This window comes from Sessilibacter sp. MAH1, from assembly GCF_054658315.1.
Genome location: NZ_BAAGIC010000009.1, coordinates 124,495 through 142,032 on the forward strand (window position 1 = coordinate 124,495; position 17,538 = coordinate 142,032).

Genomic DNA, 17,538 nt, shown 5'->3' on the forward strand with positions numbered 1-17,538 from the left:
AAGGTTGCGTTTAATGAAACGTCTTTTGCCGAAGAATTGAAAGACGTTAGAGAGCTGGACAGATTATGTGGAGAGGTTTTTGGATTAGGAATTAAATAACATGTGGATTTATAAACATTTCTGCCTCACGTATAGGAGGCTCTGATTAACTCATCCCTGATTTAATCGAGCTTATAATACAACATTAAACCAGGGATTATTAAATCAGTTTTGGCGAGTTGCTTGTTTCATTTGTCGAACATAATAGCTAATCGATTCGATAATTTCGGCTTTCGATTGAAACACATCAATGTATTTAATCACCGATGAGCCACTGATAACACCGTCTAGTTGAGCCTGTTTTGCCTGCAAAATTTGCGCGGGCGTGCTTACGCCAAAACCCAACAACAAAGGCGTTTTGGTGATGGATTTAATTTTTTCGATAAATTCCTGCTTAGGCATGGTTGCAGCGAGTTCGGCGCCGGTTACTCCGGGGCGCGACATTAAATAAAAGTACGCACATTGTTGACCGGCAATTTTTTCTAAGCTGGTCAAATCAATGTTAGGTGGAATCATAAATACCGGCGCAATGTGATGTTTATTGGCGCTGTTTAAATAGGGTTCTGCCTCGTGAATAGGTACATCGGCTACTAAAATAGAGTCCACGCCGGAGCTTGTTGCCATCTGGTAGAATTGATCTAGCCCGGTTTTAAAAACAAGGTTCGCATACACCAATAGGCCAATTGCAATGTTTGGGTTTAAGGCGCGAATGCTTTCAATGATATGAAAACATTGTTGCGTATTGATGTGATGTTTAAGTGCGCGAAGATTTGCCTGTTGTATAACCGGGCCGTCGGCTAGAGGGTCTGAGAACGGAATTCCCAATTCTAGCGCATCGCAGCCTTCATCAATTAATGCCTGAATAATGTGTAACGAGGTTTCATAGTTTGGATCACCTAGCGTTACAAAAGGCACAAATGCGAGTTCGTTATTATGTTTTAAACGCTGGAAAACCTCATCGTAGCGATTACGCATGTTGAATACTCCCAGATTCGAGAATTTTTTGTACCGTAAAAATATCCTTGTCGCCGCGGCCGGAAATGTTCACGATTATTATCGTATCAGTGGTACATTTTTTCGCGACCTTTAGCGCATAAGCAAGTGCATGAGAAGATTCCAGTGCTGGAATAATACCTTCTTTTTCGGCCAATAGTTGAAAGGCTGCGATGGCTTCTTTGTCGGTAGCACTTACGTACTCTGCGCGTTTAACGTCGCGAAGATAGGCGTGTTCCGGGCCGATGGAGGGAAAATCCAAACCGGCAGAAACCGAATAAGATTCAAGAATTTGTCCGTCGGAATTTTGCAAAACCGGCGCTTTCATGCCAAACATAATACCGGTAGAACCTTTCATAATGGCAGCACCGTGATGATTAGTATCTACGCCTAATCCAGCCGGTTCAACGCCAATTAATTGTACGGATTTATCCGCTAAAAAATCGGCAAATATACCAATTGCGTTTGAGCCTCCACCCACACAGGCAATAACTTGGTCTGGCAATCGTCCCGCCTGTTTGATAATTTGTTCGCGGGCCTCTTTACCAATAATTCGCTGAAATTCGCGCACAATGGTGGGGTAGGGATGCGGCCCGGCCGCGGTGCCTAATAAATAGTGTGAATCTTCGTAGGAACCTATCCAATCTCTAAAGGCACTGTTGCAGGCGTCTTTTAAGGTGGCTGATCCGCTGGTTACGGGAATTATTTCTGCACCCATTAATTTCATGCGAAAAACATTGGGGCTTTGTCGTTCTATGTCTTTTGCGCCCATATGAACGCGGCACTTTAAATTTAATAACGCGCAGGCGAGTGCCGTAGCAACACCGTGTTGACCAGCACCGGTTTCAGCAATAATAGATGTTTTACCCATGCGTTTGGCGAGTAGGGCTTGCGCCAATACTTGATTGGTTTTGTGAGCGCCGCCATGCAACAGATCTTCGCGCTTTAGATAAATTTTTGCGGGTGTATTTTCCGCTAGGTTTTTACACAAGGTTAATGGCGTTGGTCGACCGGCATATTCACTTAATAGGGTGCTAAGTTCTTGATTAAATGCTGGGTCTTCTACGGCTTCTATAAAGGCCTGTTCTAAATCAAGCAGAACCGGCATTAAAATTTGCGGTACAAACATACCGCCGTAGTCGCCAAAATAAGGGTTTATCAGAGGTAACATTAACGCAAAGCCCCGTGTTGAGAAATTGGATAGGTTCCATACAATAAATTATCGCAGGCGTTTTCTAAATCTGGTTGCATCATCAAATGACTGCCAATAAGAAAGCCATTAGCGTGGGCGCTTAGCTTGCAAATATCTTGATAATCTGTAATGCCTGATTCAGAAATTATGGCGCTGCGATGATCTATATGTTGGGAAAGTTCGACGGTTTTATTGATATCAGTTTGCAGTGTTCTTAAATCACGATTGTTTATGCCGACAATTTTGGGTTTCAGTATTTTTGCACGTTCTAATTCATCGAAATTACTGATTTCTGTAATGATCTCCAAACCTAATTGATCGGCTAGGGCATGCAAACGCCGATACTGATCATCCGATAAAATTGAAAGCATCAGCAGAATCGCATCCGCGCCTAGAAGCGCTGCCAGTTTTATTTGATATTCATCGATGATGAAATCTTTGCACAAAATAGGTAAGCGTGTTAACGATCTCGCCGCGGCTAAATTGTGAAAGCTGCCGTGGAAATATTCTTCGTCGGTTAATACAGAGATTACACTGGCGTGTTTGTTGTATATGTTAATGATATCCGGTAGATGAAAGTGTTGGCGAATTATACCTTTTGAAGGGCTTGCCTTTTTACACTCCAAAATAAAAGTAGGGTTGGGTTTTTTGAGGGCGTCAAAAATTTTAAAAGACAGTCTTTTAGGTTTTGGATCTATAAATCCATAACTCGATTTTAGCTGTTTTACGTGTTCTCGTTTTGAAAATACAATTTTTAATAACGTGTTTTTACCGTTCATAATTTTTCCAAAAACTAAAAGTTAATGATTTTACCGCGTTCAAAACTAATCAGTAACTAAGCCTCAGTTGCTAGAGATTCTTGTTGTAAAAACGAATAAATCTAATCGTAGGCTCCAACGAGTTTTCTTAAGAATAGTTCCGGCTCACCGTTGTTAATGACGTCGAGCGCCGCACGTGTAGCTTGAGGCAGCGTTTTAAAAACTTTGGCGGCTACTAATAATAACCCGGCGTTAGCGGCAACTATTTGTTTAAATGTTAGATCTGCACTTCCGTTTAAAACTGCTTTTTCGGTGAGCACTATATTTTGGGGTTTGTTACAAATAATGGCGCTCCAAGGTTTTACCGATAAATTGACCGAGCGTGGTGTTAGATTGTGCTGCACCACTTTTTTTTGATTAATTTCGGTTATTTTGGTCGCGGCATGCAGTGAAAAACCCGAAACACCGGGACTATAGACAATGAACGCTCGCTCTATAGAAAAGGTGGCAAAGCACTCGGCAATAGGTTTAATTAAATTAGGATCGTCTATACAAATAAAATATACGTTTGCCCGTAGCGGATTATCCAGTATTGAGAAAATTCCTTCGATATAGTTTTGATGTTTGCTTGCGTGATTGACAATTTTTTGTTTGTAGACCTTTTTATGCCCCTTAGTTAAGACCGATTTCTCGCGTCTATTGTGCCGTTCGTGTAGAGAGTTTGAATGTATGTACCCAAACTTGAATTGGTTTAGACTACTAAGAGCATAATTAAATACAGAATTTTCAGTTAAGCGGTTTTCTAAAAAGCCCTTGTGCAATTGCTGGCCAATGTAACTGTGTTGATTTACTGTATAATCGCGAATAAAAATATAGGCGCCTAAATAGGCGGCCACCAAACTTGCCGTTAACGTAATGTTAATGGTTTTATTGTTATGTTCGAAAACAGTAACTTCTACAATGGGATGTTTAACATCTTGAAAGCTAGCATTGTAGTTTTGTTGAGATAGCCACTGTTTTATGTTTGCAGCAAATTCTGGTTCTGTTTGTCCAGTAATTTTATTGGCGACGAGCATAATTGCTAATTCGTGAGGATCAATCTCGCCATTAAAAACACCGTGTAGTATCTCGTGGGATTCACTGGCACTTATATTTAAATGGTCTTCAAACAGCAACTTGAGCCATTGAGGATTCATGTTGCTCCAAAGTTAAATAATTAACGGTATTTTCAAGCAGTTTTTGCCCGTAGATAGTTAAGATCGATTCTGGGTGAAATTGAAATCCAACCACTTTCTTGGATTCGTTCGCAATGGCCATCACTAATGAATCTTGAGAAACCGCGATAATATCTAAATCGGGGGGAATCGCCGTGGCAACTAAGCTATGATATCTGGCCACCTTTATGGTGGACGATAAGCCTGAGAATATAGGATGAAAGCTGTGATAGATATCGCACGCCTTGCCATGTACCACCATGGGTGCACGTTCAACTAAACCGCCAAAATGTTGCACCAATGCTTGATGACCTAAACAAATACCAATAATTGGTACCTTGCCAACCACCAAATTAATTAGCTCCGACATACAACCGGCGGTTGTCGGGTTCCCTGGGCCGGGGCTTAGCATCAGTAGGCGTTTTTCAGGTTCATCCAATAAGTGTTCGGCTATTTTCGTTGCTGGCACATTATTACGAAATACAATGACGTCGTGATTCATCAATTGTAATTGTGCGACCAGGTTGTAGGTAAATGAATCGAAATTATCCAATAAAATAATTTTCATACACCGCCTCCAGTTTTTATGGCATTGATAACAGCTTGCGCTTTGTGTCGCGTTTCATCCGTTTCAGACTGTGGGTCGGAGTCAAACACAACTCCGGCGCCTGCTTGAATACAGGCAATGTTGTTTTTAACAAAGGCGCTGCGAATTACGATGCAGGTATCCATGTTACCGTTGCTATCAAAATAACCAACGGCACCGCCGTAGCTGCCACGACGTTTATTTTCTACAATGCGAATAAGTTCTGCGGCGCGTATTTTGGGCGCGCCCACTAAGGTGCCCATATTCATGCAGGCTTGGTAAGCGTGAAGTGTATCGAGATCTAAATTTAAAGTGCCGGTGACTCGGCTTACCAGATGCATCACATGAGAATAGCGATCGACCTTGAGTAATTCAGGTACACAGCGTGTGCCAGGTTCGCTAATTCTGGCTACGTCGTTGCGGGCCAAATCCACCAGCATCATGTGTTCGGCGAGTTCTTTATTATCTTGTCTAAGTTCTAATTCAATGCGGCTGTCTAAATCAGAATTTAATTCGCCACTTTGGGTTTTACCACGGGGTCGTGTTCCTGCAATTGGGTAAACCTCTATAACTCGGTTTGATGCTTGGTATTTTAAAGCGCTTTCGGGAGAGGCGCCGAACAAGACAAAATCACTGGTTTTGAGATAAAACATGTAGGGGCTGGGATTGGTGATTTTTAACATGTAGTAAGCATTAAACGTGTTATAACAAGGTACATAAAATGCTCTTGATGGAACCACCTGAAATACATCGCCAGCAATAATATTGTCTTTTAAGCGTTTAACGGTGTCGCTAAAGTCTGGGTCTGAAACGTTGCTCTCTTCTTCGCAATCGATAGATTTAATGCTTCGGTTATAGTGAATGTCTTGCTGACAAATTTCTTGGATATAAAGATTGCGATTATCAACAGTGGCATTATTTTCGATGTGTCCATTGTTTGGAAAAATATGCGATATTATTTTAGTGGTTTTATGCTGGTGATCGATAATAATTTGAGTTTCACTGACATAAAAAATGTAATCGGGGCAATCATTAAAATCAGCGTCTACCTGCGGTAAACGCTCAATATTACCAATTAAATCGTAAGCAAATACACCTGCGACCATTATGGGTTCTTCGCCATCTTCGGTAGTTATGGCGTTTAAAAACAATCGAAGTGGTTCAAAAACTGTTCTGTGCAGCAGGCGTTTTTCTTCATCTAAATTTGCGTCTGCGCGAGTAAACTCAAACCGTGCGGTTTTTTCAGTGGCTTCACTTAGGTAATCAACCAAATAATCACACAAAGATTTTAATAAATTGTCGCCGTTGTTCGACAGGCTTACGACGCTGATAGTTAGGTCGTTGCAAGTTATTTTTAGTGCCGCATCTATAATGAGTATGCTTTTAAGGCGATCTTTACTGGTGACATCTGCCGATTCAAGCAGTACAGATTCTTGATTATTTTCTACAAGCGTTTGAAACACATCAAGTGGTTGTTCTTGATAATAACCGGTCCTTTCGATTGCTCGGGCCGTTAATTTTTTACTCGACAACCGGTTTATATCAAACATGTCGAATACCTTTATTTGTCTGTATTAATTTATATGTGTTTATCGATAGGAACCTCTGATTAACTCATCCATGATTTAATCAGAGTACAGAAATTGAAAATGTGATTTCCAATTTCTTCACAATTTCAATCACTTACAGCTCTTGAAATTGGCGACACATCCTTGTGTCGCGAGAAACTCTAGGTTAATCAGAGTTTCCGATAAACATTTATTTTTGTAGTGGCTATAGAAACTTTTGGTTAACTCATCCGTGAATAATTCGGAAGTAAAAAATTAAAAGTGTAATTTCAAATCTCTATACAATTTCAACCACTTACAGTTCCTGAAATTGGCGACACATCCCAGTGTCTCGGGAAGCTCTGGGTTAATCAGAGTTTTCTATAAACTGTTATAAAAAGCTTTTATTAATGTTAATTTTTTAGCTTACCACTGCGTATCGTTATTAATTTGTACATCAAGTAATAATTTCTTCTAGGGCCTCTAATGGATCTTCTAGGGCCTCTAATGGATCTTCTAGGGCCCCTAATGGATATAGAAGCCTCTAACTAACCGCTCTACCAGTTGGTGTAAACATTAGTAGCACGTTATTAATGGTTGGTCGCTCTTTGCTCAAAAATCAAAGCAACTTGGATTTTGCGTCTTCTTTTTAGACTGAGGGTGCTTTTAGTGTGTGACATAAAAAATTTTTGTCACAGGTTGGTTTATGGCTGGGTCTAAATCAGTGTCCGGGCAGATACATAAATAGGTCGTGTGAGAAGTAACGGAGATAAATAGATGAGTTTTTGCACATTCGGTACTTTTCATCGACTACAGAATAAAAATTATTGCTCAATATGGGAGTAGACCATGCTTCATAGCCTCTTCAAATATAATCATAACAACCATCAAAAAAATAAATCTAATAAAAACTTAATTGCAGTAGGGATTTTAGCGACACCGTTAATGTCGCTAAGTAGTGTTGCAGCACCATCGATAGAATCTCTTGCTTTTGAGGATATACGCGAGCGTTTCGCACCTAATTTTGAGATGTCTGGATCATCATTTATGCCGGGCATGGGATTTATCGATTTTGATAACGACACTTGGGTTGATATTTACGTATCTAACGGTTTTGGCAAACCCAATGCTTTATATAAAAATTTGGGCAATGGCCGTTACGTTGATGTAGCGGCAGCAGCAGGTGTTGATAGCCTTGGTTTTACTACCGGTGTTGCCGTTGGTGATGTGAACAACGACGGCTTTGACGATCTTTACGTTGCATCTATGTCGGTGCTAGGCGACGGTGTGGCGCAGGCTAACGGCCCAGATGCGCTTTATATCAACAATGGAGATGGTACCTTTCGCGATGTTTATGCTCAGTCGGGTATTGCGGAATCCGACACCAGTACGTCTGTAGGTTTTATCGATATCGATAACGACGGATTTCTCGATATTGTAGTTGGCCGATTTATCGATTTTGACGTGTTCGACCGCCAAGCTAATCGCACCAATCCAACCGTGCGCAGTCATCTTTATCGCAATAATGGCGACTTAACCTTTACCGACGTAACCGAGCAGGCCGGTATTGGTGAAGACTTTTTAACATGGTCGATCGCAAATTTCGATTTCGATAACGACGGCGATACAGACATTATTTTGGGTCACGAACAAGGGCCTATTTCAATATTCAGTAATGATGGTTTGGGCCATTTTACGCAAATTGAAAATACCGGTGACCTACATAATTACGGTGCTTGGATGGGACTTTCCGTTGGTGATTACAACAACGACGGCCTTCAAGATCTTTATGCGTCAAACATCAGTGATTTGTGGGTAACACGCGATCCTAGTCGGCCAGAAATATTTGTGCCACCGCCAGAAACCTGGGACATTCCTTGGCCAACCTTATTTAGAAATAACGGTGACGGTACCTTTACCGATGTTGGCGAAGAGGCCGGAGTGAAAATTCCTACGGAATTCTCTTGGGGTACTTTTTTTACCGATATTAACAACGATGGCTGGCAAGATATTTATTTAGCGCAAAACCTTGCTCCGGTTGGAGTTATTGGTGATGGCCCTAATGGCGCTGGCCCCGGACGGTTGTTCCTTAACCAAGGTGACGGAACTTTTATTGATGTCTCTGAGGCGTCGGGTGCTGCCAATGTTGATGCCAATGGCGCATGGTTAGATGCACGTGGTACTGCAAAAGCCGATGTGAACAAAGACGGAAAAATGGATTTTTATGTGGTGAATACGCCGCAATATCCGGTTGGTAATTTAACGGATGCTATTCCTGGAACTGGTATTGGCCATTTATTTGTAAACACTAGCACATCAAACAACAATTGGTTGCAGCTGCGGTTAATTGGCCAAAATGGCAATAACCTAAATGCTGTTGGCGCAAAAGTAGAACTTGTTACTCTCAATAAAAAATCAACTTTACCTACGCAATATCAACAAGTCGTTGGTGGAACCAGTGTGTATTCAGCCAATGAGCGCTTATTACATTTTGGTTTGGCAGATACCAAGCGAGCAGCGTTAAAAATTACTTGGCCGAACGGTAAAACACAGTTGGTAAAACGTGTGAAAGCGAATCAAAGAATTACCGTAGTTGAAGGTTGTGACAAGCCTATATCGGAAGCCAAATTAGAAAAATTTAGTAATTATCAACAAGCCATAAGCCTGCTTTGTCGATAAAAGTATTGGTTACAGAAATTTAAGATCTTTTTAATTGTTGTAAATAAATTTATATAAATACGTGCATTTATGTGCGTATTTATGATGTTAACTGCTGAGGAGTAAATTATGTACAAACTTTATCATTTTCCATATTCACAACACGGTCGTCGCGTAGTTTCTTTGCTAGAAGAAGCAGGCATTCCTTATGAAATTAGAAGTGTGGCAATGATGGAAGGCGAACATATGTCACCGGAATTTCTAAAAATTAACCCCAATCACCAAATTCCCATTTTAGAAGACGGCGATTTTAGACTGACTGAATCAAATGCTATTTTGCGTTTTATTTGCAACGAGCATAATCTTACCCAATGGTACCCAACCGACGCTAAACTTCGAGCAAAAGTAGACCAATGGTTAGACTGGAACCAAACTCGATTGGCGCCAACCGTTACCGATATCGTATTAAACAAAGTGTTTTTTGCACCCAATGGCGATCAACAAGCCATTGAACGCGGCGAAAAAAATCTTCCTGAATTACTCAGTATTCTAGAAGGCGCTTTGTCTAACACCGATTACTTGGTCGGTAATCGTCCAACCATCGCAGATCTATCTGTTGCCTCAAACCTTTTCCACCTTGGTTTTGCAGAAGTAAAACCAACCGGAAAAACAGAAGAATGGTATCGCCGTATCTTCGATATTCAAGGCTTTCAAAAATCACTACCACCTAAAATGTAACAAAACCGGCGCAAGCCGGTTTTATCTTTTCGTTGATATGTCCTACCTTTTTAAAGGTATATCTACAGTAAATCTTCGTATTCTGGAAAATTACTGCCTTCACCACCTTGTGATGGATACGATTCTTTCAAATCATCAGCGATGTGATCATAACTAAGAAGCAATTCTTGAATCTCAGCCTTGTCACGCACAGTCTCGGACTCTAGTAATCTTTCAAAATATTCAATCTGCTTTTGAACGGCTTGAATACTCACCATTAATGTCGATAGGTTTAAATTACCCATTAGCTTGTTTCCGTTTTTGACTGTCTGCGTTTCTGGCTAATTGATCTAAAAGTTGAATAAATCGGCTTTTAGGCATATCAAAAATTGGACTAATTGAAAACTGACTTTTTCTTTATTTTGGGCCGTATTCTTTTTCAAACTCCATTTTTAAATAACTAATAACTCCCTCAAGACGATCGATATCTTCGGCAACATCCGCGGCTTCGTTTTCATCTAAAGAGTCTAAGTCAATGGCAATACTTGATGCTAACTTTTCCTCCAGTGCTAAAATAACCAATCGCCAATCTCCCATAATCATGGGAATAGACAAGCCATCTAATTTATCCATTACTGATCTCCAATGGTGTAAGTTTTACGCATTTTGTCGTATCAGACCCCAGTTCTTGAAGAAGACCGAGATATTTCATCAATGGCATGTCTTTATCCGGTGCTATCATAAAATGGCCTTTTTTCATCGGGGTTCTGTCATGTACTATTTTGAGCCCTGCGGGAATTATAGCGCCTTTCTTAATTTTCCAAACATTTTTACCCTGGCGTTTCATTCCTGTTGTAATGTGATCAAAAGTTGAAAACCCATTACCATTTGCTCTCACATAGGTTATTCCATTCTTATCATAAATAGATATGTCTTTTAGTGCACGATTTCGACTGAAATTCGGATTATCTGCATTTCCGCTTCGAAATAATGGTCGTTGTAACTCCTCGAAATCTTCGATAAATAGTAATTCAGGACTTATCATTTTATGCCTTTTAAATTGATATTTGAAAAAGTTAATGACGATTTACGGAAGCTTGCTGCCGAATGTGGCGTTAGGATTGTCACTAAGTATTACATGAAGCTTTCTATGTTTAAATCTTATACTCAATAGTATTCTGGGGAAAATCAATCATAATGCCTCGCTTAATATTATATTTTGAAAAAACATATTTTTTTACACGTTCTTGCTCTTTTCTCGGGAGATCACAATCTGCAATCATTATCGTTCCATTTGCTTCAAGTTCAACCGGGCCAATAATTCTTATTTTATTTGTAAATCGTGAATAAAAAGCTGAGGATTTAAACCTTTTATATCTATACGAAAAATTATTTACCAATAAAAAAGTTACTCTGTCGGCTACCAAGATGACGCCATCAAGAGTGTTCTTGTGTTTAAAGAAACTGCTGTAATACGCATAATAACAATCTACTGCAGTCTCAGAAATTGAGTCGTAATCTACAATAGCTTTTCTTCCGTAAAGAGTAGATATTATTCGTTGAATCTGATTGCAGGGGGCAACTCCGCTCGCAACTATAAAAAGTAAGCAAAAATCACTTTTTGTATGTATTCTCTGGGTCTCTAACTGGTTGATTCCATAATCGATAATCCCGGAAATTCTGTTATTATACCCCATATGACTATTGTATTGATAAATTCCCTATTTTTTTAGTATTTCTTCTTTTTTTCATAAAGTTCATCTTGGTCTATTTTTTCTTTTAATTCGATCAATATTTTCTCTTCTTGATTTATTAGGAAGTCGGGCGTTTTATTATTTGATTCATGTATCTTTTCAGCGACGATTGAGAATCGACTTAGATACTCAATTACTTTTAATTCAAGTTCATTCATAATTGTTATTAATGAGGTTGGAGTTGTTTGCCAGAGGTTTTGATGTAATGTCTGTAGTTTATTACGGTTTTATTTTCAAGTGAGCAGATATAAATTATACCTTAGCGGCTTTAGCTCGAATTTAATTCCGTGGTTAGTTATATGAATTTATATTGCTAATCTCTCGATGTTATCAACAATACGATATTTTTCTACTGGTAATCTAATCTGATCTTTCTGGTAGGCTAATTCGGTTAAGTTGATTTTGAGGCAGATACTTCTTTGAAGTGTTTACGAGAGGAGTGGGTAAAGGTTCTCATTCGAAATTTTCGTTGACACCAATAACTAAGTCGTTATTTTTAATGGAATTAAAGGCGCCAAGTTTAAAGCTATCGACTTTTCTGATGAATAGGTGAGAAAGGATCTGTTTTAGTGACTTCTTGAGTGCTTTGTTAGTTGTTTTTCTTGAATTAATAATGCACAAGTTGATTCGTTATTTGTGTACACTAAATTTTTATAAAGAAGCCATTGGTAACTCAGTTCTTTGCATTCAAAGTATCCGCTTTTGGATATAAGTTTGTTCACCATAAAGTGGGCGGCAATTGGAAATACGAACATAAACACGGCTGCGGAAATAAAAGTTCGTGTCGCCCATTTTGATTGCGTTGCTGATAACTCAACTTTTTTTATATTTTGATAAGAACCCAGTAGAGTTAACAGCAACAATATAATTCCGGCGCCTAAGGCGTACATGGCTCCCTTACTAAAATACACAGTCTCATCGTTATAACTAACGGAGTGGAGAGTGCTATAAGCACTAGCGAAAAACCATGAAAGTGACGCAATAGTTAAAACAACAAAAAATAAAAAACTTGATATTCTGGTAACTATTGATCCATTATTTTTGTACGTCATTTAAAATACTCTCGGCTTTCCAGATAAGAACTTGTTGAGTTGATGCTTAGCCCCATCAATAAGAATAATTTTTGCTGAATCAACTGCATAGTCAATGATTTTAGCAGCAGCAGCGCTTGTTTTGTCAAACATGTCTTGCTTTGTTTGTTTTATTTTAGATTCAATATCTTGGTTTAATTCATCCAAGCCTAGAATTACTTTGTCAGTTATACCATATCGACTGTCGATTTCACTCAATGCCATAGAGGCCACCACACCCACGGCGATTACTGCTATCATTGGACCAATCGCCAAAGTCACCCCGAATCCTACTAAGGCAGATGCTGTTACAATGGATGCACCAGTGGCCAAACCAACTTTAACGACATCGGTTGCTAAAGAACCAATAAGTTGGTTTAACGTTGCCTTATCTGTCAAGAAATAGTCTGCAATTCTATAGGCAGTTAATAAGACGATCGATAAAATGCCGCCAGACTTTGCCGCATGTATAGCTCCTGCTTTTCCTAACCCCATAGTGATCACTTTAGGATTCTTGATTCCGTACTTCGTGCTTGTTAGTACTTTTCGTAAGCCTGCGTGACCTTTTATTACGATGTGAGGTTTTCCACCATAATTTTTAACGTAGGTTTTTGTTGTAAACCCGCCAAGGTCACCTATGAGTTTGCTTAGAGTTCTCAGGTCATCTGCTGAGGCGTACCAACTTGCTCCGGCCTCAGCTTTGCCTTTTATTTTCTGCCAAACATTTTTAATTTTCGGTAAATTCCTTTTAGCGGAAGATCTTACAATGGCGTCCATTTCCTCAATTGATACAACAAATATTTCATGTTGATTTGATTTCATTTGTTGTTTTAACGCCTTCTTTTCTTGCTCTGAGATCATTTCCATGCACTCCTTTGAATGAGTTTATGATAAGTAATACTGCTATTTTTGAAAAATTGTTGGATCGAAACGATTGATATCTGGATTGCTGATTTATAATCTAGCTGCGCATCAATTTCGATTAAAACCGTAGTAAATATTTTCTTTGAAAAATCATTAAGCATCTACGATCAGTTTGTCTATAAAGTAAGACTAACGTTTTCAGTATTAAAGTTGCAAGGTCCATATATTTCTTGAGAGGCAAAATAATGGGAGTTACTTCTCAATGTTGTATCGAGATTTTTAATTCGATTGTTATGGTCTTCGTAACTGCATATAAGATCCATAAAGTAGGTAGCTTTTTAATGATTTTATGAGAATTAATTATATTTTTTTTACGCTTAAAATCCGATGATATGTTCGGTGCTTGAATAGCTGAGTTCGTCACGTTTTTTGTCTGAAACTAAAGTATTAACCTCCAAAGGTCTTCGTGTTATTTAACCAGCTGGTTTAAATGAATTTCCGCATTTGGTCTTGTTTGTGGTATTTTTGTCTCTTAAAGGTACCTTGGATGGTTCTTATATTGCCTATTCATAGTTCTATGCGTTAGATGGCAATTGGTTACGTATTTTTTATTTGGATATTTTATTTATATGGTAAGTGAGCTTCGTTTTGTCGATTTAGATGTGGTCAACAAAAAACGTTTAAAAGATTTGTTAAATAAAAAAAATATTCGTACTCATTTGATGGGTCACGATGAATTTACCGATAGCAGTTTGCAGGAATGGATTGATGGTAAACAGCAGGTTAATGCGCAACCGGGTTGTCGTGTGCAGGCGGTTTTGGTTGAGGGGCAGCTGGCGGGTTGGTGTGGTATTCAGTTGGAGAATGGTAATCCTGAAATAGCCATTGTTATTGATCAGAAGTTTTGGGGATTGGGCCGCAGAATTTTTGAGCAGCTAATGATTTGGGCAGAGGAGTTCAAACATGAGTTCGTTTTTATTCACTTTTTGGAGACGCGCCCCGAGTACCGGTTTTTGAAAAAAATCTCGGAGTCTGTTTATGAAACAACTTTATACAATCATAAGTTTATGACCTATAAAATTCCTGTCAAAAGATAGGTTTTTGAGTCTGTTCGGCGCTGTTACATTTTGCTTTTGCAGGTAACGGCGTTTTATTGGATTAAATTCGTGTGCGCTAGTTTTTGTTTTTATTATCTTTGATAATGCGGTGTGAATGATCAGAGATTCTGTAGAGCGTTGGTTTGTATCGTCTGTTTTATTCGTTCTTTTATTTCATCTTCTTCATCTCACTTTCTTCATCCGATATTCATCCCATCTTCTTCACATGATCTTTTTGTACTCTTTCTAAATTTCAATGTTTGATCGTAAATTGACTAAGTAAATACTTACTATAAAAAACTCTGATCAACTTTTCCCTGATTTAACGAGAGTGCAAAAGTTAAAATGCGATATTCAATCTGTTTACCATGTTAATTGCTTATTTTTTCTGAAGTTGGCAACGCGTTCCTACATTGCTAGAAGTTTTAAGGACAATCAATATGTCTTAGTCGTGTATCTAAAATCGCGTCGGTGCAAGTGTAGTGGTCGAAGGGTTTGTTGTTAAAAATATTTCTCATCTTTATTTATCTGTGTGATGCTGACTTTATAAGTTTGTGTTTTTTATAAGTTGTGACTGTTTGTTTTGTCAGTAATGAATTTTTTGGCAATGTGAATTGTTGTGGTGAATTGATATAAATTTTTTTGCGAAAATAAAATGCTTGTGAGCGTGAGGTTTCAACTTTTTTAAAGTGATTTTTTGGGTTCGTGGATAGCTGTTACTTATGCTAGGCTGCTTGATTTTGTTTTGTGTATTAGCAGTAATGAGATGCCTATTTCTAAGGGGTTGATTTAATTTTTAAATTAAACCAAAAAATATTCTGCGAGATTTTTTCGGTTGTTCGTTTACTTCTGAACAATGTTCCGTCTGAGTAATGTTTTTCAAGACAGTTTTTGTGAAAAATAAATATTGTGGTGCTTTGATGCTGCTGTTTTTGTAACCGCCTGTTTGTTATTTGGGTTATTAACCAATTCTTTCGGTGTAAACGCTCAGAGTTAATTCGCTTTTTTATCTTAATATTTTTTTATTTGCTGATTTTCGCGCCAAAAGTAACGCTTACTTTTTGTAATGTGGGTGGTTTTTATTCGTGCTCAATTTTTGAATAAAAATATACGGCGTATTGGAAGTTTTTTTCAGGAGAGTTCGTTGCATTTATTAAGTGCAGCGATATTTATAGTAGTTGTATTAAATAATAAAAACTAAATTTTTATAACCTTGGTTGTAAATTACCGTGCATTAATCTGTATTATCTGTTTGGAGATTACTCTTAAAATGTTAAACCATAAAAGCAAAGTTGCGGCACTTGGTGCTGGCTGTGTGCTTTTAGCATCTGCGGTTGGTCAAGCCTTCGCAGCTGATGCAAAAGCGTCCACAAATGAGTGGGTACAGTCCGGGGATTATCAAATGATGGTTCGTCAACCTGTTCAGTTCGATCGCACTTCTGAGCGTTTGGATGAATTATTGTTGAAGATGCCAAAAGTACAAAAATCAGCAACTCCACGTCCTAGCCGTGAAGTTCCTAACAAATTTAACGCTCGCACTCCGGTTTCTGCATCAGCTGCAAGCGCTAACTATGTTGACCCAATGGCTGGCGTTGCGCCAACGCCTTTAACACCAACTGGCGGTGTTAGCGTTCCTGGTCCTGGCAGCGACGACAACGCCAACGTTTTAGGCTTCCGCATTGCTCCGCCTGACGTTACTGGTGACGTTGGTCGTGAGTTTGTGGTTTCTTACACAAACTTGGTTTGGACTTACTACAACAAGTCCGGCGCCGTAGTTGGCGGTCCTTTCCCTGGCAATAGCTTCTGGGCAGGTTTCGGCGGTCGTTGTGAATCCGATAACAGCGGTGACCCAATCGTAATTTACGATCACTTGGCAGACCGTTGGGTGTTCAGCCAATTCGCGGTTGACCAAGCTCCGTTCTTACAATGTTTCGCCATTTCTGAGACTAACGATCCGGCCGGTCCTTACACTCGTTACGCCTATGAAATCGTTCCTGGCGACTTTAACGACTATCCAAAAATTGGTCTTTGGAGTGACGGCGCAGGTCAAAGTGCTTACCACGCGACCTTCCGTCAATTCACCAACGGTGCAACCTTTGGTGGTATCGATGCGGTAGCGTTTGATCGTGATGCCATGCTTGCTGGCGATCCAAATGCATCATTTGTTGTGTTCCGCATTAACACTAACGCTAACCCAGACGGCATTCAGCCAGCTCACATTGATGGCGGTGCTCCAGCGCCTACCGGAAGCTGTGGTCTATACGGCGCTGCTCTAGAAAGCCGACGTACTGACGGTTACCTATTCTGGGAATTCTGTACCGATTGGGATAACCCAGCGAACTCTACCTTCGATGCTAAGCCATTATTGTCGCAAGGTGTTCCAAGCTGGCGTGGTGTTGGTTCTGCGTCTCAGCCTGCTCCTGGTAGCTCGCTAGACAGCCTAGACAACTTCACCATGTACCGTTTCTCTACGCGTAACTTCCCAGGTCAAGGCATGAAAGGTGTTTTAACTCACACCATTAACGCTGGTCAAAACGTTGCGGGTATGCGTTGGGCGACCTTTGATATCAGTAATCCTGATGCGATCTCTGTAGACGATACTGGTACCCTTGGCCCAGGCGACGGTATTCACCGTTGGATGGGTGCTGCGACTTTCGACCAAGTTGGTAACATTGGTCTAGCCTACACTGCATCAAGCAACTCTTTGTTCCCATCTGTTCGCTTCACCGGTCGTGAAACTACTGACCCTGCTGGTACCCTTCAGCAAGAAGCAACGTGTGTGGACGGAACTGGTGTACAAACTGGTGTAAGCCGTTGGGGTGATTACTCAACTACTGCGGTTGACCCAGTTGATCAATGTACTTTCTGGACTTTCCAAGAATACGTTGAGCTAACCGGTAACTTCCAATGGAACACCCGTGTATGTAGCTTCAGCTTCCCATCTTGTACCAGCGCCGCTGCTCCTGCTGCGTCTGAAGTGGTTGCTGCTGAATAATTTAATCTCGAATTAAATTATGCAAATAAAAAGCCCGGCAGAAATGTCGGGCTT

16 protein-coding genes are annotated in these 17,538 nt (G+C 39.8%); 4 read left to right on the forward strand and 12 right to left on the reverse strand.

The window, feature by feature from the left end:
* Window positions 1-204 precede the first annotated feature (204 nt).
* The 6 genes from trpA to ACYQ28_RS10880 form a co-directional block, all read right to left on the reverse strand.
* On the reverse strand, window positions 205-1,014 hold the full coding sequence (gene trpA, locus ACYQ28_RS10855) for a tryptophan synthase subunit alpha (protein WP_460049995.1): 810 nt from the start codon (window positions 1,012-1,014) through the stop codon (window positions 205-207).
* Window positions 1,007-2,203 carry a tryptophan synthase subunit beta gene (trpB, locus tag ACYQ28_RS10860; RefSeq protein ID WP_460049993.1) on the reverse strand — a complete coding sequence of 399 codons (1,197 nt, stop codon included), beginning with the start codon at window positions 2,201-2,203 and terminating at the stop codon, window positions 1,007-1,009. The genes trpA and trpB overlap by 8 nt, the downstream gene beginning before the upstream one ends.
* Complete coding sequence (gene trpC / locus ACYQ28_RS10865) at window positions 2,203-3,003, reverse strand: indole-3-glycerol phosphate synthase TrpC (RefSeq protein WP_460049991.1); 801 nt, start codon at window positions 3,001-3,003, stop codon at window positions 2,203-2,205. Before trpC ends, trpB begins: the two co-directional genes overlap by 1 nt.
* Before the next feature lie 101 nt (window positions 3,004-3,104).
* A complete protein-coding gene (locus ACYQ28_RS10870; protein ID WP_460049989.1) occupies window positions 3,105-4,178 on the reverse strand; it encodes a hypothetical protein in 1,074 nt (357 codons plus the stop codon).
* Window positions 4,147-4,764, reverse strand: coding sequence for an aminodeoxychorismate/anthranilate synthase component II (locus ACYQ28_RS10875; RefSeq protein ID WP_460049987.1), 618 nt, complete (start codon window positions 4,762-4,764; stop codon window positions 4,147-4,149). The genes ACYQ28_RS10870 and ACYQ28_RS10875 overlap by 32 nt, the downstream gene beginning before the upstream one ends.
* Complete coding sequence (locus ACYQ28_RS10880; protein WP_460049985.1) at window positions 4,761-6,332, reverse strand: anthranilate synthase component 1; 1,572 nt, start codon at window positions 6,330-6,332, stop codon at window positions 4,761-4,763. The genes ACYQ28_RS10875 and ACYQ28_RS10880 overlap by 4 nt, the downstream gene beginning before the upstream one ends.
* Before the next feature lie 846 nt (window positions 6,333-7,178).
* Between ACYQ28_RS10880 and ACYQ28_RS10885 the strand changes: the two genes are divergently transcribed.
* Entirely contained in the window at window positions 7,179-9,008 is a 1,830-nt protein-coding gene (locus tag ACYQ28_RS10885; RefSeq protein ID WP_460049983.1) for a CRTAC1 family protein, read from the forward strand.
* A gap of 108 nt (window positions 9,009-9,116) precedes the next feature.
* Window positions 9,117-9,725 carry a glutathione S-transferase family protein gene (locus tag ACYQ28_RS10890; protein WP_460049981.1) on the forward strand — a complete coding sequence of 203 codons (609 nt, stop codon included), beginning with the start codon at window positions 9,117-9,119 and terminating at the stop codon, window positions 9,723-9,725.
* A gap of 62 nt (window positions 9,726-9,787) precedes the next feature.
* On the opposite strand, the gene ACYQ28_RS10895 is transcribed toward ACYQ28_RS10890, so the two are convergent.
* The 6 genes from ACYQ28_RS10895 to ACYQ28_RS10920 form a co-directional block, all read right to left on the reverse strand.
* Window positions 9,788-10,009 carry a hypothetical protein gene (locus ACYQ28_RS10895; protein ID WP_460049980.1) on the reverse strand — a complete coding sequence of 74 codons (222 nt, stop codon included), beginning with the start codon at window positions 10,007-10,009 and terminating at the stop codon, window positions 9,788-9,790.
* Window positions 10,010-10,121: 112 nt separating this feature from the next.
* Window positions 10,122-10,337, reverse strand: a complete 216-nt coding sequence (locus ACYQ28_RS10900) for a hypothetical protein (protein WP_460049978.1) — start codon at window positions 10,335-10,337, stop codon at window positions 10,122-10,124.
* Window positions 10,330-10,749, reverse strand: a complete 420-nt coding sequence (locus tag ACYQ28_RS10905; RefSeq protein ID WP_460049976.1) for a Tse2 family ADP-ribosyltransferase toxin — start codon at window positions 10,747-10,749, stop codon at window positions 10,330-10,332. Before ACYQ28_RS10905 ends, ACYQ28_RS10900 begins: the two co-directional genes overlap by 8 nt.
* A 109-nt stretch (window positions 10,750-10,858) precedes the next feature.
* Complete coding sequence (locus tag ACYQ28_RS10910; RefSeq protein WP_460049974.1) at window positions 10,859-11,401, reverse strand: hypothetical protein; 543 nt, start codon at window positions 11,399-11,401, stop codon at window positions 10,859-10,861.
* Window positions 11,402-12,024: 623 nt separating this feature from the next.
* Complete coding sequence (locus ACYQ28_RS10915; protein ID WP_460049972.1) at window positions 12,025-12,369, reverse strand: hypothetical protein; 345 nt, start codon at window positions 12,367-12,369, stop codon at window positions 12,025-12,027.
* 141 nt (window positions 12,370-12,510) lie between these two features.
* On the reverse strand, window positions 12,511-13,389 hold the full coding sequence (locus ACYQ28_RS10920) for a hypothetical protein (RefSeq protein ID WP_460049970.1): 879 nt from the start codon (window positions 13,387-13,389) through the stop codon (window positions 12,511-12,513).
* A gap of 632 nt (window positions 13,390-14,021) precedes the next feature.
* Between ACYQ28_RS10920 and ACYQ28_RS10925 the strand changes: the two genes are divergently transcribed.
* Both ACYQ28_RS10925 and ACYQ28_RS10930 read left to right on the forward strand, forming a co-directional pair.
* Window positions 14,022-14,489 (forward strand): GNAT family N-acetyltransferase, encoded by a 468-nt coding sequence (locus tag ACYQ28_RS10925; RefSeq protein ID WP_460049968.1) that lies wholly within the window; start codon window positions 14,022-14,024, stop codon window positions 14,487-14,489.
* A 1,270-nt stretch (window positions 14,490-15,759) separates the two neighbouring features.
* Window positions 15,760-17,484, forward strand: a complete 1,725-nt coding sequence (locus ACYQ28_RS10930) for a hypothetical protein (protein ID WP_460049966.1) — start codon at window positions 15,760-15,762, stop codon at window positions 17,482-17,484.
* Window positions 17,485-17,538 lie beyond the last annotated feature (54 nt).